Here is a 22,111-nt window from a genome sequence, read left to right on the forward strand (position 1 = left end):
GGATCAGTCTTGCGCCTCAATATTTCGCCTGCTATGCCGAGGCGCAGTGGGTGATGGGACGGCGCGGCGGGCGGCTTTCTCGATGTCCGCTGAGCTGGACGCGTTTTTTGGAACCGCATTCGCGCGGAAGGGCCCCGGGGTGGGTCTAGTGATAGTCGGCTGGTGGCGAACCAAGCGTACCCCAGGTCGCGGAATCATCCGCTGGCGATCCGCCATTCACCGTTGACGGATCCCACCGGGGAATGCCCGCCGCGGCACAGTCTTCAATAGAGGCGGTCGTCGCCGTGTGATAAACGTCGACCCGTCGAAATTCGCATTCCTCTTGCGGAAACTTAATCATCGAGAGGGTTCGCTGCGCTGTCTCAACGTCAGGAAAAACTTGCGCATCATCTAGCCCCGCCGGATTGAAGGCTGACCAAAAGGGAATCCCATAATCTTCACGCAAGAGAGTGCCGCAGCGCGCGCTGTATATGACATAACCGACCCTGCGTTCTGACGCGATCGCCAGAAATCCTTGCTCGGAGGCGGAACGCGCGGCTTCCAGTACGGTTTTTGTCCTCAACTTCGCATTGATGGATCGAACATGCTGACGCTGCAGGGCATAAAGCGAAATATGCAGGTCCTCAGCAACCAAATCGAGTCGTTCACCGCGTGCGATCGCGTTTAAGATACGTAGGTCAAGCGTCGTAAGCCCGCTATTTTTAAGCGCTAACGCCTTCTCTTGTCTCGCATACCAATTCAGCAATTCTGCAGCCAGAAGTTGGAAGATCAAACGGTTCTTGCGCAGCGGCTCTTCCCCATTTTCCGAGGGAAGATCGGTGTTTGCAGCATAGAGGGCACCGAATCTTCGCGCACCCGGGTGATGTGCTGGCATGACGATCCAACTCCCCATACCAAGATGTCTCGACGCCTCGCCCATCTCTCTCCAACTCCCAGATAGGTTTTCCAACAACCCAACGTCGGACGAGAAGACAGGTAGGTGCGATCGGCTTGCGTGCAACTGGAAAGGGTCAGTCGCGTACCATTTCTTCGCGACGTATAGCTGCGTCACTTCCGTGTCGGATCCGGCCAGGATTCGATGTGACTGTTGCTCCCCATCCCGCGCTTGTTCCGTTAACACGAAGAACGCGGTATGCGCGCCATGCGATCGAACAATTGCCATCATCCGTTCTATCAGTGCGCTTTCATCGTGAGCGTAGGCCAGAAGCCGAATCGCTTCGAGCGGGTCGCCTATGCGGGGCGGTCCGGCTTCAACAGTCGGGACCTGGGCGCTCTGCACTAAATGAGAGAGAGTCGGCTGAACGACGTCTCGATACGGCTCGCCGCGCATGAAGCTGCGTAGGTTCGCGTCGTTTGCGAGCAAGACCTGGGTCACCGGAACGTCGCCGCGTCTTCGCGACTGTGATCGAGATTCGCGCTCAAGCAATACGCCTGCTTGGCCCTGCCTGGCACGAAGTTCGACGATTTCCCTTCCGACTGAAAGTGTGGCTATCTGCGGATCATTTGAGGACATCACGACACCTGCAATGACAACCCACCCATTTAAACGCTACCTACAACTACAAATCATCTGAAGTTACAACCGGTAACATGTGACATTGGCTACCGCAAACACGGCGACATTGTCAAGAGGTGGACAGTGTCGCCAGTTGGCTTCTAGCATGGCTTCACGTCTTGAATAAATGCCAGAGACCTATGCCATTGGAAAATTTCAGTCTGCTTTCCAGCATCTGGGGGGCGAGCGCCGTCATCCTCCATGTTGAGTTTCAAGAGCTTCGCCAAGGCACCCGCACTACATGGCAGGCACTGGTCGTCGCTCGCGACGGCCAGATGTATTTTTCGAATGTGAAAGGTGAACCGAGGCGATGGGCGAGCCTTGACCGTGCGTTTCAAGAGTTAAGCGCGGCAGTGCCATTGCTGGCCGAAATGAAAATTGTCCGTGCGGCGCAGCGAAATAGCCGCTCGAAGCAGGCTTCGGCGTGACGGCTGAGTCGATCGGAAACAACGCGGAAGTGAGATACGTGAGCCCTATTTACTCTGCACAGCCTCAAGCATGCGCCGGGCAATCGTTTGAATCTCGTCCGGCGTCATCAGGTCGGCAAGTTTGGTATTTGCCAGCGAGTCGCAGACCCGCTGCACGGAGTCACCTGAGTTTGGCTGCAGTGACTCTGGGAAGGTTGGTTCGAGTCGCGCGATAAGCTCCGCGTTAAGTGAGCGACGGTTGCCGTCTGCTGCTGCTTTGAGCTTGAGATAAAGGTCTTGAGGCAGTCGGAACTGCGAGCGATAGGTATCTTCCATAGACGTATTTGACACTACCGCGTCACTATGAGTGTAGTGACATATAGTCACTAAATAGTGACACACCAAGATGCGGCACGAATTGAACGTTTGTTAAACTGACTGACAAGCAATGAGAAAGGCAGCGAGTACCGGTCCAAGCAGCGTCTGAGACCAACGAATGCCGTCCCTTAACGGCGATCGCAGACGCTGCCGCCAACCGCTGAAACGCATGCCGTGAGCGCTAGCATCAAGGCGGGATAGCTTGTTTAGCGTAAGTAGCGGTTGATGCCGGTGCTACCAACACCGACATCAACCTAACCATTTTTCTCCCCTACGAGGTCGAAGATGGCTGACAGGATTATATCGTTCCAGAATGCGCAGTCCGGTAGCGGTAGAGACGGTGAAATCCATGATTGATTTCATTGCCCTATCTCAACAATGTGCTCCTCACGTCCATCCAACGACGCTGCAAGCGCTCGTGAGGACGGAGTCGGCCTTCAATCCGTATGCGATTGGCGTGGTTGGTGGTCGGCTCCAGCGTCAGCCCCGCAACCGCTCGGAAGCGATCGCGACAGCCAGAGCACTCGACGCTCAGGGCATCAATTTCAGCGTTGGGCTCGGGCAGGTCAACAAGTCCAACCTGTCTCGATACGGCCTTAACTTTCAAACCGCATTTGACCTTTGCGCAAATCTCCAGGCAGGTGCGGAGATTCTGCGAGATTGTTACGCGCGTGCGGCAACTACGATGGGCGTTGGGGATTCGGCCCTGCGTGCGGCCATCAGTTGCTACTACAGCGGCAATTTCACGCGCGGCTTCAGGCCTGATTATGGTGGAAGCAGCTATGTGCAGCGCGTGTTGGCCAACGCCTTGCCGGCCGATAGCCCGGTCGACGTCGTGCCGGCCATTCCCGTCGCGATGGACCGGCCGCGGGGCGGTGGCCCGGCTCACATCAAGCCTGTCGTCGCACATAGGTCAGGCGGTCCGCGCGACGACGCAGCACCTGACATCCGCAATCAGACTCATCCATCATGGGACGCATTCGGCGACTCCGCTTGCGAGGACGACTGTAACTAACCTGATCCGCGATGACGTAGCGTGATCTCAACCGCCTGAAAGGAGAAGCCATGCATCGCAATACGAAGCTCACATTCATCCAATTAGTACAACTGAGTGGTGATGCATATCGCATGCCAGTACAAAGAATCGCAACCCGCGTACGCCAACCGATAGCCTTGGGCATCGCAATCGGCCCCGAACTCGCATTCGCGGGTGGAGGGTTGGACTCAGCAACACAGGGCGCGACCACCTTCAAGATCTGGCTCTATGCGTTCCTCGGTGTGGTCGCAGCATGCGTACTGATGTGGAAGGGCGCGGAGTGCTGGGCCGATCGCGCGCACTGGAGCGAGTTTGTGACGATGTGCGGCAAGGTGGCGGTGGTGGGCTCGGTGGTCGGCGTGCTCGCGCCGTATCTGTGGAACATGTTCAGCTGAGCACGTCATGTCAGAAAAAACCCGCTACCCCGGATTCAATGGCCTCGGCCGCACGGCCGCCATATGGGGCATCCCTTACATGGCAATGCTGGTGGTTGTCGTCGCCTCGATGTTTGTCGGCGTGTTGATCTCGTTTTTCGTCGGGCCGGGCGGGCTGCTGTTCGTCTTTCTCGGCTCTCCGGTGCTGCTGTACTTCAAGCACGTGTGTGAAACCGATGATCAAGGCCTGCGGATCATGTGGCTGGAACTGCGCTGCCGCTTCTACTTCTGGCAGTTGCGCATCCGGGCGCGGGTGAACGCTGGGCGCGCAGCACCCCGCTTTGGAAACACGGCAACGCTCGCTCCCCTTAGATACGGCCGGCAACGCCGCGTATACCGCGACTTCTTCAAACCGTTGGTCAATGGCGAACGCCGACTGCGCGAGCTCGAAACGGAGCAGTTATGAAAGGCAAATCCCTTGTCTTCAGCGAGATCCTTGGCGTGATCGGCGCCGTGGAGGACTGGATCCCGAAGTTCGGTCATCCGGTCACGCGCCACGTGCAGCACCTCGAGGGTAACCGCTTCATGGTGACGCTCGCCAAGTGCGGTGTGCCCTTCGAAGTGCACGAAAACAGCGCGATCGAACGCATGTTCGACCGCGACACCGAAACGTACAGCAAACTCGGGCGCGACCTTGGCGGGCGCCTGGGTTACTGTGCGACTTTTACGCGCCGGCGCGTCACGTTCGACCGGGTGTACCGCTTCAACAACCGCTTCATGCAATGGTTCGCGAAGGCGTACATCCAGCCGTTCAACGAAGGTAACTTCTACGAGAACCGGTACTACCTGTCGCTGATCCTGAAGTATGACGATTTTGACGACGGGCTGAAGGAGATTGAATCGCTCGCACAGCAGGCGCTGCTGCAGTTCTCCGACTATGAGTCCGAGCTGCTCGAGGTGTACGAGCGCACGCACATGAACGGCACGAAGATGCTGTTCTCGAAACTGTACGGCTTCGTGAGCGACCTGATCAATGCGACGCCCGGTGATCTGCCGGTGACTGCGGAGCCGGGCACCGACGTTATTTCTTCGAGCTATCTGCATTTCGGCTATAACACAGTCGCAATCCGGGGTCAGGCTGTGCCTGCCCCCCGTCAGTTTGCCACCTGTTACGACCTCCGCGGCTTTCCGGACAAACCGGGTTGGGGCCAGTTGAATCCGCTGCTTTCGTTGCCGATCGAATTCACGGTCACGCAAACGTTTAACTGCATGACCGGTTTCGAAGCCAACCGGTCGATCGACTCGGCGATCAACAAGCTGGAGTCAGCCGCCGACAAGGCGAAGCATCAGGTAAAAGAACTCCGCGACGCGCAGGGGTATGTGAATACGGGGGAACTGTCGTTCGGCGAGTACCACGGCGCAGCCGTGATTTATGGCGAAACGGCGAAGCAGGCGCTGGATAACGGAAACCTGTTCGCTTCGCGCTCGCAAAATGAATGCAGCGTCGGATGGGCGCTGGCAACCGGCTCGGCTCCCTTTACGTACTTCTCGCAGGTTCCGGGTGCGAAGGTGAAGCCGCGGCCCAAGGCGCAGTCGTCGCGCAACTTCGCGGCGATGCACGCGTGTCACGACTATTCAACAGGCAAGGCCGGGGGTAATCCGATCGGCGACGGCTCGGCCATCATCCCGTTCCGCACGGCGGCAGGCAGTGTGTACCACGGCAACTATCATGCGACCCGGCTGGGCGACATCAACGTTGCGGAGAAGATGGCCGGACATCTCGAGGCCAAGGGAACGACGGGTACCGGAAAGTCGTCGCTCCAGGCCGCCATGAGCGGCATGCTGTCGCGCTTCAACCCGCAGCTGTATGTGCTCGACAAAGGGCGCGGCTGGGAAGTGTTCATTCGGGCGATGCGCGGCGCGTACGTCTACCTGGAAAAGGGAAAGCCAACCGGCTGGGCGCCATTTGAGCTCGCCGATACGCCCGACAACCGCGAGTTCCTGTACGGGCTGGTCGAATTGTGCGGCCGCAAGAATGGCATCGATCACCAGGGCAAACCGGTCAAGATCGATCTGAGCGCTGCGGAGAAGATCCAGTGTCGCAATGCTGCCGACGCCATCATGGGCATCGAGGATGTGCGGCTGCGCCGCTTCAGCCTGTTGCTGGACAGCATTCCAGACGAAGGCGACGATTGCCTGCGTGCGCGGCTGTCGATCTGGTGCAGAGCGGAGAACGGCCGCTTCGGGTGGGTGTTTGACAATCCGCCGAACCTGTCACTGAACATGAGCGAGCAGCGCTGGATTGGCTTCGACGTCGAGGCTTTTCTCGTCGAAAACTATGAGCCGTTCGAGCCGGCGTTCGCCTACCTCTTTCATCTGAAGAAGCTGATGCGCCGCGAAGGCCGTCTCATGCAGACGGTGATCGAAGAATACTGGCTGCCGATCCGTTTTCGTACGATACGCGAGCAGATCGAGGAGACGCTCGCCAGCGGCCGCAAGGAAGGCGAGTTCATGTGTCTGATCACGCAGCAGCCGGAGCAGGCGCAACGCGCGGCGGACCTCTTTCCCGCGTTGCGCAGCCTCATTGCCACCAAGATGTGGCTCGCCGACCCGGCCGCCGAGGAAGAGCCTTATCGGCGCGACGGCATGACGAGCAAGGAATTCCAGGAATTCAGGAAACTTGCACCGCAGTCACGCCGTTTTCTGATCAAGCAGGGCAACCAGTCCGCGTTCGCCAGCTTCGACCTAAGCGGGCTCGATGACGCGATCGCGGTGTTCTCTGGCGATCGCGAAAACGTGCTGATCTGCGATGCGGTGCGCGCCGAGCTCGGCGACGATCCGGACGTCTGGCTGCCCGTTTATCTGGAACGTGTGTTCGAGCGCAAGCTGCGCGCGCGTCTGTCGGCGAAATACGGTGCCGACGAGCGTCTGTGGAACGGCGAGCTGCAGCGCGGCCTGGAGCGCAAGCGGGCCGAGCTCGCCGTTATCTACCCGCCGTCGCACGAGCCGGCCGACGACGAAGTTCTTGCGTGATGTCTGCGACTAAAGAGGAAATGATGAACAGCACTACTGTCTATCTAGCCATACCCCGCACTGTCGATCCGGCGCTCGCCGAGCTTCGCCTGACGCTGCGCGAGCGCTCACCGCGCTACGGCAAGAGTCTCACGTTCCGGTCGCAGTGGCTGCGGCCCCGAAGCTCTCTCATGGCGCTCCTGTGTGCCTGCACGTTCTCGCAGGCACAGGCGCAGGGCGTACCGACGATTTCGCCGGCCGAGCTCGCGCAACAGATGGTGCAGGTCCAGCAACTGTTTCAGCAGATCCAGAATCAGGAGGCCCAGTATCAGGCGCTGACCGGCAACAGCAGTTTCGGCAACATCATGAACGACGCCTCGCTGCGGAACTACCTGCCAGAACAGTGGCAGGACGTCTACAACCAGGCGAAAAGCGGGGGCCTCAGCGGCGTGAGCTCATCGATGCGCATGATTGAGCAACAGGAAGGCATGACCGGCGCGAGCACGGCTGGGCAGCAGCGCTATTACGACACGCTCGCGACGAACAAGGCGATGAACGAGCAGGCGTACAGCGCGACGATGGCACGGCTGAACAATATCCAGGCGCTGATGCAGCGGTCCAACCTCACGCAGGATCCGGCGCAGAAGGCGGATTTGCAGAACCGCATGGCCGCCGAAGAGGCGATGGTCACGAACGACCAGACGCGCCTACAGGTTACCGCGCAGCTTCAGCAGGCGGAACTGAAGCTTGCTCAAGAGCAGCGCGACCGCGAATTCGACAACGCTTTCCTGGGGAAAACCAATGGTCAATAAGGCTCTTATCCCGACGGCAATCGCATTGCTGATCGCTATCGCAGGCTACCTCGGATACCTCGCATGGGATCGTCATCAACACAACCTGCAGGAAGAAGCGGAGCAGAAGAAGGAGCTGGCTTTCGATGCCGCGTTCCTGGGAGTGACGCCGGAGAAGCTGGCCGCTGAGCGAAAGGCGAAGGGCATCAATGCTGCAAGTGACGATGCCGAAGCGAAAGCGGCGGGGCTGAAGTAAGCCCATGTCGCAAGCGCCTTTTTAAACCACCGGGAGGCATCCGTGGCAGACATCCAGCTTTTTTCGGCGATGACAACAGCGTTTGACCAGAACGTGTTGAACACCATCACCAGCGGGTCAACTCGCATCATTTCGCTGATTTCACCACTGATGGCTACCTGTTTCAGCATCTATGTGCTGCTCATTCTGTGGACGTATTGGCAGGGACGAAACGATGAACCTGTCAATGACTTCCTGATGCGTATGGCGACCTGGGCGCTCATTCTCACGTGCGGTATGAACATCCAGTTTTACAGCGATTACGTCGTGCCGTTTTTCAACGGATTAGGCGAACAACTCGCCGGTGCGCTCACCAACGGGAACAATCCGGTTTCCGGCCTGGATAACCTGTTGAACGCCTATATCAACGCAGCGCAGTCGATCTACACGCAGGCGTCGGGACTCAAGGTGATTGCGGCGGTCTGGACGATTGCGCTGATGATCATTTTCGGCGGTCCGTTCATGGCGATAGCGATTGCCTACATCATTCTCGCCAAATTCGCACTTGGAATTCTGCTGGCTCTTGGGCCCTTGTTTATCTCGGCCGCGCTCTTTCCCCCGTCGCGTCAGTTTTTCTGGAACTGGGTTGGGCAATGCATGAACTATGTATTTCTCGTCACACTGTTCGCCGCTGCCTGCTCCCTCGAAGTCAACTTTGCGATGAGCATCGTTCCGCAGAACGGGTCGCCGTCCCTGGCGCAGGTTATTTACCTTGACATCATGGGTCTGGCTTTCTGGGTCATCTCCCTTAACTTGCCGGGGCTGGCGTCATCGCTCGCTGGGGGCGTTGGAATATCGACGATGGTTGGCAAGCTCGGCAACGTAGCGAGGCTTGCCGCCTCGATGGGTAAATTCGGTGGCGGATCGGCATCACAAACTGGCGGAAGCCTTCGTGAAGCGAGGTAAATCATGCACGTGTTTCTGGTCAAGCTTGCCCGATGGTGGTTGCTGGCTGCGGTTGTAGCCACCATTGGCGCCATGGTGTCGATCAAGCTTTTCTGCTGATGGGCAGTCGCACCTGATGGTAGGGCGCTTTCACCTTTTTGTCTCAGGGAATACGCAGTGCCGCTGCGTGGTTCACGCGGCGGCTGAGCAGGAGAAACAGAACATGAAACGTGTAGCAAGTGTCGTGCTCGTGCTGACAGTTCTATGGGGATGCAGTTCGCCGCCGAAGCCGCCAGAGCCGACCGGACAGTGGGTACCGGTCAATCAGCCAACGGCGCAACAGGCCAGTCGCACGGAACCGAAATGAGGATCACGATGACATCAACAATCAGACAGTGGTTTGCAGCGGCTTCGCCCGCGCGAAACCGCCGCCAGATCGGCAAGGCGTCGACGGCAGACCAGGCGGCCGCTCATGTCGGTAACGTTGAGGCGCACAAGCGTGATGCGATCAGCTGGTATCTGACTCAGGCGCAGGCGTTCGAGAAATCGAAGGTCGAAGCCGCTGAAGAGAAGGCCCGTATTGCGGACCGGCGCTCGGTTCTCTCGGCAGTTGTTGCTCTGGCCGCCGTTTCTGGCATCGGAGCTTTAGGACTCCTAAAACGTCCCAATCCACCCGCTGTGCTGCGCGTGGATTCGTCGACCGGCAAGGTGGACGTGCTGCCGACGACGGCCAGCGGCCATGTGACCTTCTCCGAGAAGACCGACCGGCACGACCTGCACACCTACGTCGAACTTCGGGAAAGCTACGACTGGGAGACGATTTCGGACACGCACGCCGCAGTGATGTTCATGAGCGACGATCATGAGAAAGAAGCTTACGACGCGCTCGTGCGGGGGCCGGCTGGGCCGCTGAAGCTGCTGAAGGATCAGGCACGCGTCATCGCACGGGTCGGTTCGATCACGTTCGTGGGTTCGACCGCACAGGTGTTCTTTTCGCGGCAGCTGATTCCGCTCAATCCGGCCGCAAAAAGACCGGATCCGGCGTACTGGATTGCGACAGTCGCATTTGAGCGCGTGGATGTGCCGGAAAAGAAGGATCAGCAGGATATCGACCCGGACGGCTTTCGCTGCACAAGCTATGAGGTCACGCGCGACTGGAGCCGCGCACCGGCAGACGCGTCGTCGCCAGCGGCCACCGGCGGTGCGTCATGAAAGCGCGACGCCTGGGAGCTTTTGTCCGGCTCACGGCCATTGCGATGGGTGTGGCGGCCGCGGTCTCGCCCGCGCGAGCACTGGAGACGCCGCACAGCTGCGGTTCGGACCCGCATATTCAATGCGCAACCTATGACCCTAACCAGGCGTACCGGGTGTCGACGATGGCGGGGCGCGTGGTGATGATCCAGTTCGAACCTGGTGAACACATCATTGACAGCGGTGAGGGGATAGGCGACGCCAAGGCGTGGCACGTGGCCATCAACGACAGCGGGGCGTTGCTCAAACCGGGTGCGCTGCAGCCGGAAACCAATCTCGTGCTCGTCACCAACCGGCGCACCTATTCGCTGTCACTTGTCGACGTGTCGGCCGCGCAGCCGGCGACATGGATGCTGCGTTTCGACTATCCGGACACGCGTGCGAAAGCGGCAACCGCGCAGCAGCGCCGTCTGGACGCGGTGAGCGCGGCGCTGGGCGGTCAGCGGGCTAATGGGCTGGCGATTCCGGCATCGATCGCGAACAGTCTGGGTTCAGCGAAAACCGCCCCTCTCGCATCGACTCCAGCGGCCAATACCCAATACATGATGCGAGGCGATCGCGCACTGGCGCCGACCGCGTTGTGGGATGACGGCCGCTTCACGTACTTCAAGTACGCGACCGCGCGTGACCTGCCGACGATCTTCACGAAGCTTCCGGACGGTGGCGAGGCGACGGCGAACTTCCATATGGAAGGCGACACGGTCGTCGTGCACGAAGTGTCGAAGTCGTTTGTCATCCGCTACGGCCAGTCGGTACTGGGTATTCGCAACGATGGCTATTCGCCCGATGGCCGTTACAACCGCGCCGGCTCGTCGGTACCGGGCAGCGCGCGCATCGAGCGCGACCATGCCGACGCATCGGCGAACTGATCAGGGAGCGAACAGGGCATGACTGAACGAAACGAAATGGAGCATGTGGCATCGCCCGACATCGGCCCCCAGCCTTCGCTCGACCTGCCGGGCCGTAGGAAGACGCGCGTGGGCAAGCTGCGTCTGGTACTGGTCGCGCTCGCTGTGATCGCGCTAGGTGCATCGGGGGTCACGATCTATCTGCAGCGTCTGTTCCAGCAGCATCAGGACGCGAAGCAGGCGGCGCTGAACAAACCGAAGGACAGCGGCGCGAGTGACGCCAGTGGGGACCTGGAGACGCAGAAGGATCGTATCAAGCGCGCGGAGGCCGAGCAGGCTCGTGCGGCGTCGGAGGCCGCGGCGAATTCCCGGCTTGCGACGCCGGCCGGCGCGGCATCGCAGCCGGGTAGCGCGACAAACAGACAGGCGGTGGCCGTGAGCAACCAGCCGCGGCCGCTCACGCCAGCCGAGCGCCGCCTGCAGGGCAGCGTGCTCGTCGCGGGTGGGGGCAATGAAGGCAACAACGATTCCGGCCAGAGCGATGATGGTCCTGTGGCAGCGAATGAAACCGCCGGCGGCAGCGATGGCAGCACAAGCGGCGGCAGCACTGGAGCCGTCGACCACGATGCCGGTGGTCTGGCCGGTCTGGCGAAGTCGATGGGCCTGTCAGCGCTGCGCGGCGGCAGTGCAGGCGGTGCATCCGCCTCAGCGAGCAAGGCGGACGCGGGCGACAGCAAGGGCTCGTCGATCGACCAGTCGTTGCAGCCATCGAAGCTGCAGCCGATGCAAGCCTCGTTCCGGCCGAACCGTCACTACCTGCTCAGCCGCAACACGATGATCCGGTGTGGACAGGCGACGGCGATCCGTACCGACCGGCCAGGCCTGATCGGATGCCCGATCGCGCAGGACGTATGGTCCGACGATGGCACGACGCTGCTCGTTCGCAAGGGTGCGATGGCAAAGGGCGAGCAGCGCGATGCGGTGCTGCAGGGGCAGGGTGTGATCGGCGCGATCTGGGACGAGATCGACGACGGCGACGTGCATATTCCGCTGAACTCGCCCGCAACCGATCCGCTCGGCGCCGCCGGCATTCCGGCCTACGTCGACGAGCACTTCTGGCAGCGGTTCAAGGGCGCGCTGATGGTGAGCCTGATCGGCGACTTCGGCCAGGCGCTGGCGAACAAGGCGACCGGCTCGGGCCAGACGATCACGTTCTCCAACAGTTCGAACGCTACGCAGGACGTGGCCGCAGAGACGCTGCGTAACACCATCAACATCCCGCCGACGGCTTACTCGAACCAGGGCTCGGTAATCAACATCTTTGTGGCGCGCGACATCGACCTGAGCGGCGTGTACGAGAACGTCGACACGCAGGGCAACACGGTAGGCCAGAACGGGCAGCAATGAGGAGCGGACCCATGAACCTGAAGATCACTTACCCGGACGATTTCCCGCTGCATGGTCTCGATCGCGACATGTTCGAGACGAAGCTGCGCGACGCCCTGCGTTTCTGTTTCTACGGCAACACGATCCGACAGTTGGCCGAACGGGTCGATGCACGGCGTGCGCGTGTGGTTCCCGAGGCCTTGCCACTGCGTCAGATCGCCGACGAACACGCGTTCGAGGATTGCATGACCCTCGACGGGTGCCGGATCGACGACATGTCAGCGCCGCTGCGGCGCAACCTGCTGCGCAATGTCGGAGCGCGTACCGGGCTGACGATCTCGGAATGGGGCGACAGCGCGTTGCCGTTGCTCGATGAACCAGTCAATCACGCCGCCGATAACGCAATGGAACCGCACGCAACTAACCGTCGGGGCATCAGCATTCCACCAATTCACGATCGCCAGCCGCCGCGCACATCACGCGTCCTGCTTGCAGCAGGGCTCTGTGCAGTAGCGATCGGCGCTGCGGCCTGGAAATTGACCCGGCCGGCCGCACCTCTCAGCGCGACCGTGGTTTCCACGTCGCCGGCGCAAACGCTCCGCGAGTTGGCCAGCAGCGTGCCGGACGATCGACGCCCGTATCGCGTGTCCGTGCAGATCGAGCCACAGGATACGGGCACCACGCCTCGCTGATCCTGCACGGCACTTTGATGAACGGATGTGACGCTAAACCAGAAAGGAGTACTCATGAGTGAAGTCGCAATCGATGTGATCGAGAAGGGCACGATCGCCCGCAGTTTCCTCAAGCAGATGGGCATCTCAAGCTTCTTCGACGGTAGTCTCACCGAGGTCGCGATCAACCGTCCCGGTGAAATCTGGACGCAGGGCAGTGCCGGATGGCGACGGCACGATGCATCGGCCTGCTCGCTCGATGCGTGCTTCAAGCTCGCCAACGCGCTGACGGTGATGAAGGGCGGCAAGTTCTCGACGAAGGAGCCAATTCACCCTGTGGTGCTGCCCGAGGGGCAGCGCGGGCACGTGTTGATGCAGCCGGCGTGCGAGCAGGACACCATTTCCATCACGATTCGCATCCCGTCAGAAGTGCGCTTCTCCGTCGCCGAATACGAGCGCAACGGCTGGTTCGGCGGCTATCGCGACGTGTCGCCACGCCGTGACATGCCGGCGGCACTCGACCTGCAGCAGTTTGAACTCCAGATGCTGGAGGCGAAAGAGCGCCGTGATGTGACCCGCATGCTCGACCTGGCTGTCGCGAACCGACTCAACATCGTGCTCGCCGGCGGCACCGGCTCCGGCAAGACCACGCTGAACAAGGCGCTCTCGGATCTCGTGCCGTCCGATGAGCGCATTGGCACGATCGAGGACACGCCGGAGCTGTCACTGCCGAACCACCCGAACCGCGTGCACATGTTCTTCAGTGACACGCTGCCGGCGAAGGAACTGGTGCGCTCCACCCTGCGCATGAAGTTTGACCGCGTGTTTCTCGCCGAGCTGCGTGGGGATGAGACGTGGGACTACTTGACGCTGCTCAATACGGGGACGCCCGGCGGTATCACGACCGTCCATTGCAACGATGCGCGCTCGGCACCGTCGCGCATTGCGACGCTGATCAAGCAGAGCGTGGTCGGCCAGACACTCGACTGGCGATTCATCATGGAACAGGTGCGCGTAACGGTTGATCTCGTCCTTTTCATGCGCAACAAACGGCTCGCCGAGATCTGGTACGACCCGATCGGCAAGGCGCAGTTGCTGGGCTGTGTCTCATGAGCGCGGCAGAGACAGGCGAAGTCAGCGAACCGGCCATGGCGGTTGTTGGCGAAGCGGCCTGCAAATGGCGGCCGTCGGGTGAATTCGCCATGGTGCACCCGTCGGGCTGGTCCATCGCGCGGTATTCGGTCTACGACCAGTGGCGCTACCTGCTTTGGGAGCCGATCAACCGCTGCACAGCGGCGAACGCCAACCAGTTCCACGGACCCTTCGACAACGTGCGCGACGCGATGCGCCTTCATCGCGACCTGACCGCGCACCTGCAACAACAGGAGATGGCGGCTTGACAACGCATCTGAAATTTCAGGCCGCTATCGACGTGGCCACCTACTGAGGACCGACTATGCCGAAATCACTTCGCATTCTGATCCCCGTTGTCGTCTTTCTGCTGATCCTGTGCGGATTCGCGTTACTCGGCCAGTTCGCCGCCGGCGAGCTTTTCGGGAAGATGCAGAAGCTGCCACAGGACAGCGTGGGCGTGTTCACGCTGTACGACTACTGGCATGCCTACGGCGACGTGCCTGCGGTTGTGCGCGCGCTCAAGGTGTGCACGTTGCTGTCGGTGGTCATCACCGGCCTGCCAGTGGTCGTGATCACGATGGCACTCGTATCGGGACGCAAGCGCCTCGCGCAGTTTGGCGAGGCCCGGTTCGCAACCCGCAGCGACATCGTGAAAGCAGGCCTGCTGGAGAAAAAACATTCATGACGACTTCACAACAGCTGTATCCGCCGTTCATCGTCGGCAAGTACAAGGGCGACTACCTGAGGTACTACGGCCAGGATTTCCTGATGGCCGCCGCCGGCACCCGCTCCGGCAAGGGCACCTCACTCGTGATCCCCAATCTTCTCACCTATCCCGATTCGGTGGTGGTCGAGGACATCAAGGAAGAGAACTTCCTGTACACGTCGGGCTATCGACGGGCGTGCGGTCACGAGACCTATCTGTGGGCGCCGTTTTCGGAAGACGGCCGCTCGCACGCGTACAACCCCCTTGAATACATCCAGCACCGCGCAGCCTACACGCGCGTGGGCGACGTGATGACGATCGGCGAGCACCTGTATCCGTCCAATGTCGATGCGAAGCTGAAATACTGGAACGACAACGCCCGCAACTTGTTCATCGGGATCGTTCTGTACCTGCTGGAAACGCCGTCACTGCCGTGCACGTTCGGCGAGGTGTTGCGGCAGGCCTCCGGCAAGGGGCGGACTGTCCGTGAACATATCTCGTCGATCGTCAGCACCCGTGCCAATGCAACTCACGCGACCGATGGGCTCCCAGCGCTCACCTTTGAATGTCTCGATGCGCTGAACCGCTTCTTGTCGCAGTCGAAGGAGGCCTTCGCGAACATCGTATCTACGATGACCGCACCGTTGAACGTCTTTACCAATCCGGTTGTCGACGCGGCAACCAGCCGCTCGGACTTCGATCTGGCCGATGTGCGCAAAAAACGCATGTCGATCTATGTCGGTATCAAGCCAGGCGATCTGAAGGCCGGCGCGCTGCTGGTTAATCTCTTCTTCTCGCAGCTGATCGACCTGAACACGCGCGAGCTCCCCGCCGAGAATTCGGATCTGAAATACCAATGCGCGTTGGTGCTCGACGAGTTTGCAGCGCCCGGCAAGATCGACATCATCGATACGGCCAACCCGTTCATCGCAGGCTACAACCTCAGACTGATGCTGATCTTCCAGGGCATGTCCCAGCTCGAGGATCCGAAGTTGTACGGAAAGCACGGCACCGAAACGCTCGCGATCAACTGCAAGATGCGCAGCCTGTATGCACCGCGTACGGTAAAGGAATCGGAAGAGTATTCGAAGATGCTGGGTACCTTCACGCACATGGCGCGCTCGCGTAGCCGCAGCCGCGGCCGCAGTTCGTCGACGAGCACCAACGAGTCGGAGCACGGCAGACCTTTGATGCTGCCGCAGGAGCTGCGGGCGCTCAAGCACAACAAACAGATCATCACGATGGAGGGGTGTGAGCCGATCCTGTGCGACAAGGCGTTTTTCTATGAAGACGCAGAGCTCGTCGACCGGCTCGTGCGGCAAAGCCCCTACCTGCAAGGGGTGATGGCGAAGCTGGAGAGGACCAACCGCCGGCGCGCGTGGTTTGGCTTCGCCCCACAGTTTCCGGACGAACAGCAGATGAAACACGCTGCGTTCGTCGCGCGCGAGCTCTGCGCACCCGTGCCAAAGATCGACGTCGAGCAGTGGTGGCAGATGCAGAACGCCGCACGCCGTGCGCAGCGGGCCGCCGCGGATGCGACCAGGCAGTCAGGCAGTCCCGCGCGCGATGTGCGCGAGCACGAGATCGGCGTGCTTGCGCCTGCTCACTTCGCCAACCGTCACAGCATCCGCACGTCGCTCTTCCAACTGATGCCTTATCTGCGCGAAATCCTGCCGGACGCGGCTGCCGCCGCTGAGCCGACCGCGGGCGCGCAAACCTCAGTCGCCCCGTCCCAACCTGAACCGCAAGGAGCCACCGTATGAACGAGATCGAATTTCCCACCGACCTGATCGATTACCGCGAGCGTGGCGCGGCCAATGCCGACGATGCGTCGGCGATACGTGCCCGGTCGACGCCGCCAGCGAACGAGCCGGACGCTGGCACGTCGCCGGGTAATCGCGAGTCCCGTGTCGACAGCGCGACGCAAGAGCGGTTGAGAAAAATCCGGGCGGCGGACCGCGAGAAGGTCGAGGCGCTGATGAAACGCGACTCGTCGACCAACACAGCGACCGACGAAGCGGTGAAGCCGGCCGCCGGCGCAGGCAAGCCGCTCGGGAGCACTGGCGTGCAGACTGAAAACACCATTCGGCCGAAGCCAATCTTCGAAAAGACAGGCTACGACGTGCCGAAGTCGGTCAGCACCCTGTATGTGATGCATGAAGGCAAGTTTCTCGATCGTAAGAGCGAGACGGTGCACTTTGAGGACAAGGGCCGCTCGCTGTCGACGGCCAGTGAGGACCGCGACGTGATCGCGCACATGGTCGAAGTCGCGAAGGCGAAGAACTGGGGTGAGCTGCAGCTCAAGGGCACCGAGGAATTCCGTCGGCAGGCGTGGATCGCGACAGAGCTCGCTGGCGTGCCGACACGTGGATTCAAACCCAAAGCGCAGGACCGCGCCGCACTGACCGCCGCGCGCGAGGCCATGCGTATTGGGGCAGGCAAGGGGGCAGGCGAGCGATCGAATGATGCGGACAAGGCGCGCACGAATGAGATGGAGCCCGCGGACGCAGCAGCGCAAAAGCAACCCGCTTCGCCAGAGTCGACGAAAACGGGCACCGCGGGGCGTGAAAGCGCCGCGCCCGAAGGCGGAGGCCGGACGCCCGCGACGCAACCGTCGTCAGCCACGCCGGCCACGGCCAGCCCCATTCAGGACACGCCAACACCGGCCGGTGTCACGGCTGGGGTGCTGGTGGCGCACGGGCCCGCTCCTTTCAACCACGATGAAAAGCAGAACGATAGCTACTACGCGACCGTACGTACGCAAGAGGGTGAGCGCACCGTCTGGGGACTGGACCTCGAGCGCGCGATCGCCGCGAGCGGCGTGCAGACGGGCCAGCAGATCGAACTGGAGAAGGGTGGCAGCCGCAGCGTGACGGCCCAGCAGCGCCAGTTCGATAAAAAGGGCAAGGAGCTCGCGCCGAAGACGCTCACGAGCCGGCGCAACGAGTGGTTTGTGTCCTCACCCGATGTACCGGGCCTGCCCACGCGTGAGCAGCGCGAAGCGCTTGCCAGCGCACGGCGGGAAGCCGACGAGCGCCGGCGGATCGTCGAGGTTCGCGAACGGTTTCTGAAAGGCGAGTGGAAATTCTCGAAGGAGCAGCAAGCGACGCTCGATGCAGCACGCGAGCGGATCAAGGCGCAGGCAGCGCGCGAGGTGCTGCGTGACGAGATCAAAAACCTCCCGGAGCAGCAGCAGGAGACCCTGATGGGGGAGTTCGAAAGCGTCGTGGCCGCGGCGCGCGCTGCTAATCGGCCGCTCGACGTGCCGATGCCTCAAGTGAGCGAGGCGACGATCGAGGCGGTACGCGAGCAGATCGAGCGCGAGCGCGCTGGGCAGGACCGGGCATCGGAGCCGCGAGAACAGACATCGGATCAGCCAACGCATGAGGTAGGGCATGAGGCAGGGCATGACTCGCCGACGCTCGAACTCGAACCCTAACGTAATGCGTGTTCGCGACAGCGGCGCAACCGCCCTGATTATCAACGGAGAGGCATACCATGAAAATCGCAGTCATCAATTTCTCGGGCAACGTTGGCAAGAGCACCGTTGCGCGTCATCTTCTCGCCCCGCGTCTGGACGGGGCGGAAGTCATCGCGATCGAGTCGATCAACTCTGACGATCGCGAAAAGTGTGGAGCCCTTCGGGGCGCGCAGTTCGACGAACTGCAGGAACAGATGATGATGCTCAATAACGTCGTGGTCGACGTGGGCGCATCGAACGTCGAGGATTTCATCAGCCTGATGCAACGGTACGATGGTTCTCATGAGGACTTTGATCGTTTCGTGGTGCCGACCGTGCCAATTACGAAGCAGCAGGTCGACACGATCGCGACGCTCGACGAGCTGCGCGACCTTGGCGTGCCGCCTGAAAGAATCCGTCTGCTGTTCAACACGGTCAACACGAAGTCCGACCTTCGCAAGGCGTTCATGCGGATATTCGACCATCACGAGAGAAAAGGTGGTTTCGTGCTGAACAGCGAAGCCGTCATCTACGAGAATCCGATTTTCGAAAAGATCAAGCCATTCGACAAGTCGATTATCGAGCTCCGCGACGACCCAACAGATTACGTCGCCTGGAACGCCAAAGCGATGGAAGAAGGCGCACCCGATAGTCAGCGGGCCTACATACGGCAGATGGTCGCTCTGAAGCGTCTGGCGAACCGGGCTGCGTCCGAACTGGACGCAGTCTTCAAAATGCTGGTGCATTGATGGGCGCTCCGGACGATTCGATCCGCGAGGAACTGATCGGCGCGGTGCTCGGCGAACTGTCGCTGCTGCGCCGCGACGTCGGTGAACTGCGCACTGCGCTGCAGCAGGCGGGCGATCAGTTCAAGGATAGTAGCGACCTCGCGGTGCTGCGGCTCGCTGCGCGCACCGACCAGTTTCTGGCTGACTTTCGGGACAGCACGGCTGGTGTGCTGGACAAGGCCCGACAGTTTGGCGAGGCGCGTGAGCAGTTGCTGGGCGAGATTGCAATCCGCCAGTACGACGCGGCCCATGATCGCAGCCTGGCCGACATCCGGCAGATCCTGCACGAGCCTCTCGCGCGACCGTCACTGACCCGCGGGGAGATAGCGCTGTGGGGTATCGGTACGGCGCTGCTGTCGGCAGCACTCGCCGTCATCGTAGTCGTGGTGCTGGCGCACTGAGACGAACATGGCCACAGCGTGTGGGACAACCCTTGGCACACACATGGACGCATGAATCATGAAAGCATATCTTGCGATTACGACAACAGCGGCAGTCATCGCCGCTGCATCGATTGCACCGACCACGGCGCACGCGGATGACAATCCGTCGGCGTGTGGTGCGGTGCTGTGTCTCGCCGGCCTGATCGCCGGTGGCAGTGCTGGCGGGGACTGCAAAAACTATATGACGGATTACTTTTCCATCGTGAAATTTCATCACGGTCATTTCGATGAGACAGGCACGGCGAATGCCCGTAGCGATTTTGCGGACCAGTGTCAGAGCGTCGGATCCGGAACAAAGAAAGGCGTCAACGACAGGTATGGAAACGTGCAATCCGGTCCGTGACCGGCAATTGCTCTCACGTTTTCGCACACTTATTCACCCTCGAACGCCAGAGCCCTTTCAAAAAAGCTGGCGCACCTAGTCGCTTACTCAGCGAAACCCACAGGGTCGGATGCTGATTTGGGGGTTTAACATTCAGATACTGGAATGGGGTACCTGTCGCTTTCATCCGTGGCGTTCACACTTGCTAAATTGCTCACTCATCTCGAGAGATACCAACGCGCTCGCCTGATTAAATGTTCACTCGACTACAAAAGCGAATCGCCAACTTGGTCCTTTGAAAGCGAGCTTATAAATAGAGACCGGGCCGTCGTCGAAACCTTGCGAGTGCGATCCATCCTCCTTATTGCTGACAGAGAAAAAGATGGAGCCCTCTATCGACTGTGCCGAGCAATCCGTGACGCGAAAGCGAGTGACTACGAGTCCTTCATAGGGGTCGAGTTCGGTTCCGAGTGACACTATCTCGCCGCCCACCAGATTAGCGCTTCCTATACAGCCGCACTCCCGCAGAATGTCCACATAATGTCCATCGCGGTTCTGCCGTGGTAAATTCCCGCCTCGGTTAGATTACGGAGGAAAAATGCTGGCGCGCCTAACCGCTTACTCTAGCGAAACATCACTGGGCGGAGTGCTGATTTGGCGCTTTAACATTGAGGTGCTGGAATTGGATAATCCCATCATCATGGAAACGCTCTCGCTCGATGCTGTCGCTTCGATCGCCGATATCCGCCAGAATGGGCCGATCACTCGCCTATGCCGAGCGATCCGTAACGCGAACGAGGGCGACTACCAGGCGCTACTCGGGGTCGAATTCGGCGCTGACTAGCGCCAGCCTTTCATGGGAAGACGATTGCACTGAACTTGCATATAGTAATTCGTGGGTGGACGCGACGATCATGGGTGATGGCGATGCTGCCGGTATTCGCAGAGGCGATTCCGATCTCCGTGACGCATTGAACACAGCCTTTGCCGGTTTGCTCGCCGACGGCTCCTACAAGAAGTTCGAAGCGCGTTACTTCGACTTCGACGTGTATGGCAAATAAAATGCGCAGACCGTGCCATCGAACGCATCCGTTCGACTCTCGTGGAAAGCATTCGGCGATTTTCGGATCTATCTGCGACGACCGGATTAATGCAACGACGCCAATTGCGAACGGAGAGTACTCGCGTACTTGGTCACGAGATGTTCAAGTCGATGCAGCGTGCGAGAGGAATAACATCAGATAAAAACGATGCGGCGAACGAGATATGTCCTCTCGGCCGCCGCTGAGCGCTGCGCTTTATCTCGAATTACGGACGGCGACGTTCGTCGCGGCGTACTTCGGACATTTTGTGATCACGTACTTCGCGGTGTTCGACAGCTTCATGATGTTGCTCAGCGCGTTCATGACGCACCTCTTCGCGATGCTGAAGCTGTGCATTAGCTGTCGGCACAAACGCAAGTGAACTGGCTGCAATAGCGATGAGCAAGGCGATCTTCTTCATGTTCTTCTTCTCGTAAAATTTTTAAAAGTTGGTGGAAAATGTCAGCGACTTCGATGGTCACGTTCTTTGCGCCTATCGCTAACGGTTCTGCGCAAAGCAATCAGGTCGTTTTCTTTGGGTCTTTCTTTGCAGGTGCGGCGGGCGTCTTTGCTGGTTGCACGGCTGCCGCCTTCGCTGCAGTGGCGCCGCTAGCATGTTGTCCGGAAGCAACGGCGCTTCCGACCGGCACGCGAGCCGAAGCACCGCTCGGCGCGCGGGCGGTCGCTTGCGCGGTTCGCGAATTGGTTGCAACCGTATGAGTTGCGGATATAGCATGGTTCGGCAGCGCACCGCCGTTGTGAGCGATCACTTGCTGCAACTGTGCATGCCGCGTCACCACCTGCGCTCGCATGTCTCCGTGACCATAGAACACGCGACGACGGTGACCCGACGCATCCGTCGCCATCACGTAGGTATCGCCGTTCTGCACTACGACGTCAGTTGGCTGAGCGTTGGCGACGGCCTGATCGTTTGCGGCTGGGGTGTAGCCTTGCTTGTCGTCATCGGCGTCTCCATCATCTTTTGCCTGCTGTCCAGGCGTGAGAACAGTGCTGACGAATGTATTGACCTTATCAGGATCAAGAACGGTCTGACCTTGCTCGTTGGTCATGCAACCGCTGATCATTGATGCCAGCGCCAAGCCAGTTGCGGCGAATACAACACGCTTCATATCTTCCCCCGACTTTTTCTGGTTATTAGAATGGTTTCAAGCTTTATCACCTTAAACCGCTGAAATCTCCCGCTTTAGAACCGTTAGAGGTCCCCAACTAAAGGGGTTATCGGCAAACGTGCTCCCGTCTTTACGAAGACCGTACGCTCGATTTATT

The 22,111-nt window shown here is 60.1% G+C and carries 25 protein-coding genes and 1 pseudogene; 22 read left to right on the plus strand and 4 right to left on the minus strand.

What is annotated here, in order from left to right:
- Positions 1–145: 145 nt before the first annotated feature.
- On the minus strand, positions 146–1,513 hold the full coding sequence (locus tag ACMX25_RS35620; protein ID WP_414954578.1) for an autoinducer binding domain-containing protein: 1,368 nt from the start codon (positions 1,511–1,513) through the stop codon (positions 146–148).
- Positions 1,514–1,695: 182 nt separating this feature from the next.
- On the opposite strand from ACMX25_RS35620, the gene ACMX25_RS35625 reads away from it, so the two are divergent.
- Positions 1,696–1,983: a hypothetical protein gene (locus tag ACMX25_RS35625; protein WP_414954579.1), complete on the plus strand. Its 288-nt coding sequence runs from the start codon at positions 1,696–1,698 to the stop codon at positions 1,981–1,983.
- Positions 1,984–2,028: 45 nt separating this feature from the next.
- On the opposite strand, the gene ACMX25_RS35630 is transcribed toward ACMX25_RS35625, so the two are convergent.
- Positions 2,029–2,298, minus strand: coding sequence for an Arc family DNA-binding protein (locus ACMX25_RS35630; protein ID WP_414954580.1), 270 nt, complete (start codon positions 2,296–2,298; stop codon positions 2,029–2,031).
- A gap of 391 nt (positions 2,299–2,689) precedes the next feature.
- Here ACMX25_RS35630 and ACMX25_RS35635 point away from each other — a divergent pair, with 391 nt between their 5' ends.
- The 21 genes and pseudogenes from ACMX25_RS35635 to ACMX25_RS35735 form a co-directional block, all read left to right on the plus strand.
- A complete protein-coding gene (locus tag ACMX25_RS35635) occupies positions 2,690–3,355 on the plus strand; it encodes a lytic transglycosylase domain-containing protein (RefSeq protein WP_414954581.1) in 666 nt (221 codons plus the stop codon).
- Positions 3,356–3,558: 203 nt separating this feature from the next.
- A complete protein-coding gene (locus ACMX25_RS35640; protein ID WP_404615466.1) occupies positions 3,559–3,771 on the plus strand; it encodes a hypothetical protein in 213 nt (70 codons plus the stop codon).
- Positions 3,772–3,778: 7 nt separating this feature from the next.
- Positions 3,779–4,216, plus strand: coding sequence for a VirB3 family type IV secretion system protein (locus tag ACMX25_RS35645; protein WP_414954582.1), 438 nt, complete (start codon positions 3,779–3,781; stop codon positions 4,214–4,216).
- Positions 4,213–6,783 carry a VirB4 family type IV secretion system protein gene (locus ACMX25_RS35650; RefSeq protein WP_414954583.1) on the plus strand — a complete coding sequence of 857 codons (2,571 nt, stop codon included), beginning with the start codon at positions 4,213–4,215 and terminating at the stop codon, positions 6,781–6,783. The genes ACMX25_RS35645 and ACMX25_RS35650 overlap by 4 nt, the downstream gene beginning before the upstream one ends.
- On the plus strand, positions 6,783–7,574 hold the full coding sequence (locus ACMX25_RS35655; RefSeq protein ID WP_414954584.1) for a TrbJ/VirB5 family protein: 792 nt from the start codon (positions 6,783–6,785) through the stop codon (positions 7,572–7,574). Before ACMX25_RS35650 ends, ACMX25_RS35655 begins: the two co-directional genes overlap by 1 nt.
- Positions 7,564–7,809, plus strand: a complete 246-nt coding sequence (locus ACMX25_RS35660) for a hypothetical protein (protein WP_414954585.1) — start codon at positions 7,564–7,566, stop codon at positions 7,807–7,809. Before ACMX25_RS35655 ends, ACMX25_RS35660 begins: the two co-directional genes overlap by 11 nt.
- A gap of 69 nt (positions 7,810–7,878) precedes the next feature.
- Positions 7,879–8,754 (plus strand): TrbL/VirB6 family protein, encoded by an 876-nt coding sequence (locus tag ACMX25_RS35665; RefSeq protein WP_414954612.1) that lies wholly within the window; start codon positions 7,879–7,881, stop codon positions 8,752–8,754.
- A 243-nt stretch (positions 8,755–8,997) separates the two neighbouring features.
- Positions 8,998–9,945: a VirB8 family type IV secretion system protein gene (locus ACMX25_RS35670; protein WP_414954586.1), complete on the plus strand. Its 948-nt coding sequence runs from the start codon at positions 8,998–9,000 to the stop codon at positions 9,943–9,945.
- 44 nt (positions 9,946–9,989) lie between these two features.
- A complete protein-coding gene (locus ACMX25_RS35675) occupies positions 9,990–10,853 on the plus strand; it encodes a TrbG/VirB9 family P-type conjugative transfer protein (RefSeq protein ID WP_414954613.1) in 864 nt (287 codons plus the stop codon).
- An 18-nt stretch (positions 10,854–10,871) separates the two neighbouring features.
- Entirely contained in the window at positions 10,872–12,239 is a 1,368-nt protein-coding gene (locus ACMX25_RS35680) for a TraB/TrbI/VirB10 family type IV secretion system protein (RefSeq protein ID WP_414954587.1), read from the plus strand.
- 11 nt (positions 12,240–12,250) lie between these two features.
- The gene (locus tag ACMX25_RS35685; RefSeq protein WP_414954588.1) at positions 12,251–12,910 is read left to right on the plus strand and encodes a hypothetical protein; all 660 of its coding nucleotides are present in this window, start codon (positions 12,251–12,253) and stop codon (positions 12,908–12,910) included.
- 54 nt (positions 12,911–12,964) lie between these two features.
- Positions 12,965–14,002 carry a P-type DNA transfer ATPase VirB11 gene (gene virB11, locus ACMX25_RS35690; RefSeq protein WP_414954589.1) on the plus strand — a complete coding sequence of 346 codons (1,038 nt, stop codon included), beginning with the start codon at positions 12,965–12,967 and terminating at the stop codon, positions 14,000–14,002.
- Complete coding sequence (locus ACMX25_RS35695) at positions 13,999–14,289, plus strand: hypothetical protein (RefSeq protein ID WP_414954590.1); 291 nt, start codon at positions 13,999–14,001, stop codon at positions 14,287–14,289. Before virB11 ends, ACMX25_RS35695 begins: the two co-directional genes overlap by 4 nt.
- A 56-nt stretch (positions 14,290–14,345) precedes the next feature.
- Positions 14,346–14,708, plus strand: coding sequence for a hypothetical protein (locus ACMX25_RS35700; RefSeq protein WP_414954591.1), 363 nt, complete (start codon positions 14,346–14,348; stop codon positions 14,706–14,708).
- Complete coding sequence (locus ACMX25_RS35705) at positions 14,705–16,492, plus strand: type IV secretory system conjugative DNA transfer family protein (protein WP_414954592.1); 1,788 nt, start codon at positions 14,705–14,707, stop codon at positions 16,490–16,492. Before ACMX25_RS35700 ends, ACMX25_RS35705 begins: the two co-directional genes overlap by 4 nt.
- Positions 16,489–18,168, plus strand: coding sequence for an LPD7 domain-containing protein (locus ACMX25_RS35710; RefSeq protein ID WP_414954593.1), 1,680 nt, complete (start codon positions 16,489–16,491; stop codon positions 18,166–18,168). Before ACMX25_RS35705 ends, ACMX25_RS35710 begins: the two co-directional genes overlap by 4 nt.
- 59 nt (positions 18,169–18,227) lie before the next feature.
- Entirely contained in the window at positions 18,228–18,938 is a 711-nt protein-coding gene (stbB, locus tag ACMX25_RS35715; protein ID WP_414954594.1) for a StbB family protein, read from the plus strand.
- On the plus strand, positions 18,938–19,378 hold the full coding sequence (locus ACMX25_RS35720) for a hypothetical protein (RefSeq protein ID WP_414954595.1): 441 nt from the start codon (positions 18,938–18,940) through the stop codon (positions 19,376–19,378). Before stbB ends, ACMX25_RS35720 begins: the two co-directional genes overlap by 1 nt.
- Before the next feature lie 58 nt (positions 19,379–19,436).
- On the plus strand, positions 19,437–19,763 hold the full coding sequence (locus ACMX25_RS35725; RefSeq protein ID WP_414954596.1) for a TrbM/KikA/MpfK family conjugal transfer protein: 327 nt from the start codon (positions 19,437–19,439) through the stop codon (positions 19,761–19,763).
- A 577-nt stretch (positions 19,764–20,340) separates the two neighbouring features.
- Positions 20,341–20,586: a hypothetical protein gene (locus ACMX25_RS35730; protein WP_414954597.1), complete on the plus strand. Its 246-nt coding sequence runs from the start codon at positions 20,341–20,343 to the stop codon at positions 20,584–20,586.
- A 58-nt stretch (positions 20,587–20,644) separates the two neighbouring features.
- Positions 20,645–20,803 (plus strand): annotated as a pseudogene (locus ACMX25_RS35735) (ABC transporter substrate-binding protein); the annotation flags it as partial.
- Positions 20,804–21,050: 247 nt separating this feature from the next.
- Here ACMX25_RS35735 and ACMX25_RS35740 read toward each other — a convergent pair.
- Together ACMX25_RS35740 and ACMX25_RS35745 are read right to left on the minus strand one after the other, a co-directional pair.
- Positions 21,051–21,245 (minus strand): hypothetical protein, encoded by a 195-nt coding sequence (locus ACMX25_RS35740; protein ID WP_414954598.1) that lies wholly within the window; start codon positions 21,243–21,245, stop codon positions 21,051–21,053.
- Positions 21,246–21,345: 100 nt separating this feature from the next.
- Positions 21,346–21,954 (minus strand): hypothetical protein, encoded by a 609-nt coding sequence (locus ACMX25_RS35745; RefSeq protein ID WP_414954599.1) that lies wholly within the window; start codon positions 21,952–21,954, stop codon positions 21,346–21,348.
- Between the last annotated feature and the right edge of the window lie 157 nt (positions 21,955–22,111).

Source organism: Caballeronia eucalypticola, assembly GCF_047608185.1.
In the GTDB taxonomy this organism is placed as follows: Bacteria; Pseudomonadota; Gammaproteobacteria; order Burkholderiales; family Burkholderiaceae; genus Caballeronia.

What these genes read in the sequence shown, in the direction of transcription:
- ACMX25_RS35645 (WP_414954582.1), top strand. Translation starts at nt 3,779, where the DNA reads ATGTCAGAAAAAACCCGCTACCCCGGATTCAATGGCCTCGGCCGCACG.
- ACMX25_RS35620 (WP_414954578.1), bottom strand. Translation starts at nt 1,513, where the DNA reads ATGTCCTCAAATGATCCGCAGATAGCCACACTTTCAGTCGGAAGGGAA.
- ACMX25_RS35705 (WP_414954592.1), top strand. Translation starts at nt 14,705, where the DNA reads ATGACGACTTCACAACAGCTGTATCCGCCGTTCATCGTCGGCAAGTAC.
- ACMX25_RS35720 (WP_414954595.1), top strand. Translation starts at nt 18,938, where the DNA reads ATGGGCGCTCCGGACGATTCGATCCGCGAGGAACTGATCGGCGCGGTG.
- ACMX25_RS35725 (WP_414954596.1), top strand. Translation starts at nt 19,437, where the DNA reads ATGAAAGCATATCTTGCGATTACGACAACAGCGGCAGTCATCGCCGCT.
- ACMX25_RS35635 (WP_414954581.1), top strand. Translation starts at nt 2,690, where the DNA reads ATGATTGATTTCATTGCCCTATCTCAACAATGTGCTCCTCACGTCCAT.
- ACMX25_RS35655 (WP_414954584.1), top strand. Translation starts at nt 6,783, where the DNA reads ATGTCTGCGACTAAAGAGGAAATGATGAACAGCACTACTGTCTATCTA.
- ACMX25_RS35625 (WP_414954579.1), top strand. Translation starts at nt 1,696, where the DNA reads ATGCCATTGGAAAATTTCAGTCTGCTTTCCAGCATCTGGGGGGCGAGC.
- ACMX25_RS35740 (WP_414954598.1), bottom strand. Translation starts at nt 21,245, where the DNA reads ATGAAGAAGATCGCCTTGCTCATCGCTATTGCAGCCAGTTCACTTGCG.
- ACMX25_RS35700 (WP_414954591.1), top strand. Translation starts at nt 14,346, where the DNA reads ATGCCGAAATCACTTCGCATTCTGATCCCCGTTGTCGTCTTTCTGCTG.
- ACMX25_RS35745 (WP_414954599.1), bottom strand. Translation starts at nt 21,954, where the DNA reads ATGAAGCGTGTTGTATTCGCCGCAACTGGCTTGGCGCTGGCATCAATG.
- ACMX25_RS35650 (WP_414954583.1), top strand. Translation starts at nt 4,213, where the DNA reads ATGAAAGGCAAATCCCTTGTCTTCAGCGAGATCCTTGGCGTGATCGGC.
- ACMX25_RS35670 (WP_414954586.1), top strand. Translation starts at nt 8,998, where the DNA reads ATGGGGATGCAGTTCGCCGCCGAAGCCGCCAGAGCCGACCGGACAGTG.
- ACMX25_RS35675 (WP_414954613.1), top strand. Translation starts at nt 9,990, where the DNA reads ATGGGTGTGGCGGCCGCGGTCTCGCCCGCGCGAGCACTGGAGACGCCG.
- ACMX25_RS35680 (WP_414954587.1), top strand. Translation starts at nt 10,872, where the DNA reads ATGACTGAACGAAACGAAATGGAGCATGTGGCATCGCCCGACATCGGC.
- ACMX25_RS35695 (WP_414954590.1), top strand. Translation starts at nt 13,999, where the DNA reads ATGAGCGCGGCAGAGACAGGCGAAGTCAGCGAACCGGCCATGGCGGTT.
- ACMX25_RS35730 (WP_414954597.1), top strand. Translation starts at nt 20,341, where the DNA reads ATGCTGGCGCGCCTAACCGCTTACTCTAGCGAAACATCACTGGGCGGA.
- ACMX25_RS35665 (WP_414954612.1), top strand. Translation starts at nt 7,879, where the DNA reads ATGACAACAGCGTTTGACCAGAACGTGTTGAACACCATCACCAGCGGG.
- ACMX25_RS35660 (WP_414954585.1), top strand. Translation starts at nt 7,564, where the DNA reads ATGGTCAATAAGGCTCTTATCCCGACGGCAATCGCATTGCTGATCGCT.
- ACMX25_RS35630 (WP_414954580.1), bottom strand. Translation starts at nt 2,298, where the DNA reads ATGGAAGATACCTATCGCTCGCAGTTCCGACTGCCTCAAGACCTTTAT.
- virB11 (WP_414954589.1), top strand. Translation starts at nt 12,965, where the DNA reads ATGAGTGAAGTCGCAATCGATGTGATCGAGAAGGGCACGATCGCCCGC.
- stbB (WP_414954594.1), top strand. Translation starts at nt 18,228, where the DNA reads ATGAAAATCGCAGTCATCAATTTCTCGGGCAACGTTGGCAAGAGCACC.
- ACMX25_RS35685 (WP_414954588.1), top strand. Translation starts at nt 12,251, where the DNA reads ATGAACCTGAAGATCACTTACCCGGACGATTTCCCGCTGCATGGTCTC.
- ACMX25_RS35710 (WP_414954593.1), top strand. Translation starts at nt 16,489, where the DNA reads ATGAACGAGATCGAATTTCCCACCGACCTGATCGATTACCGCGAGCGT.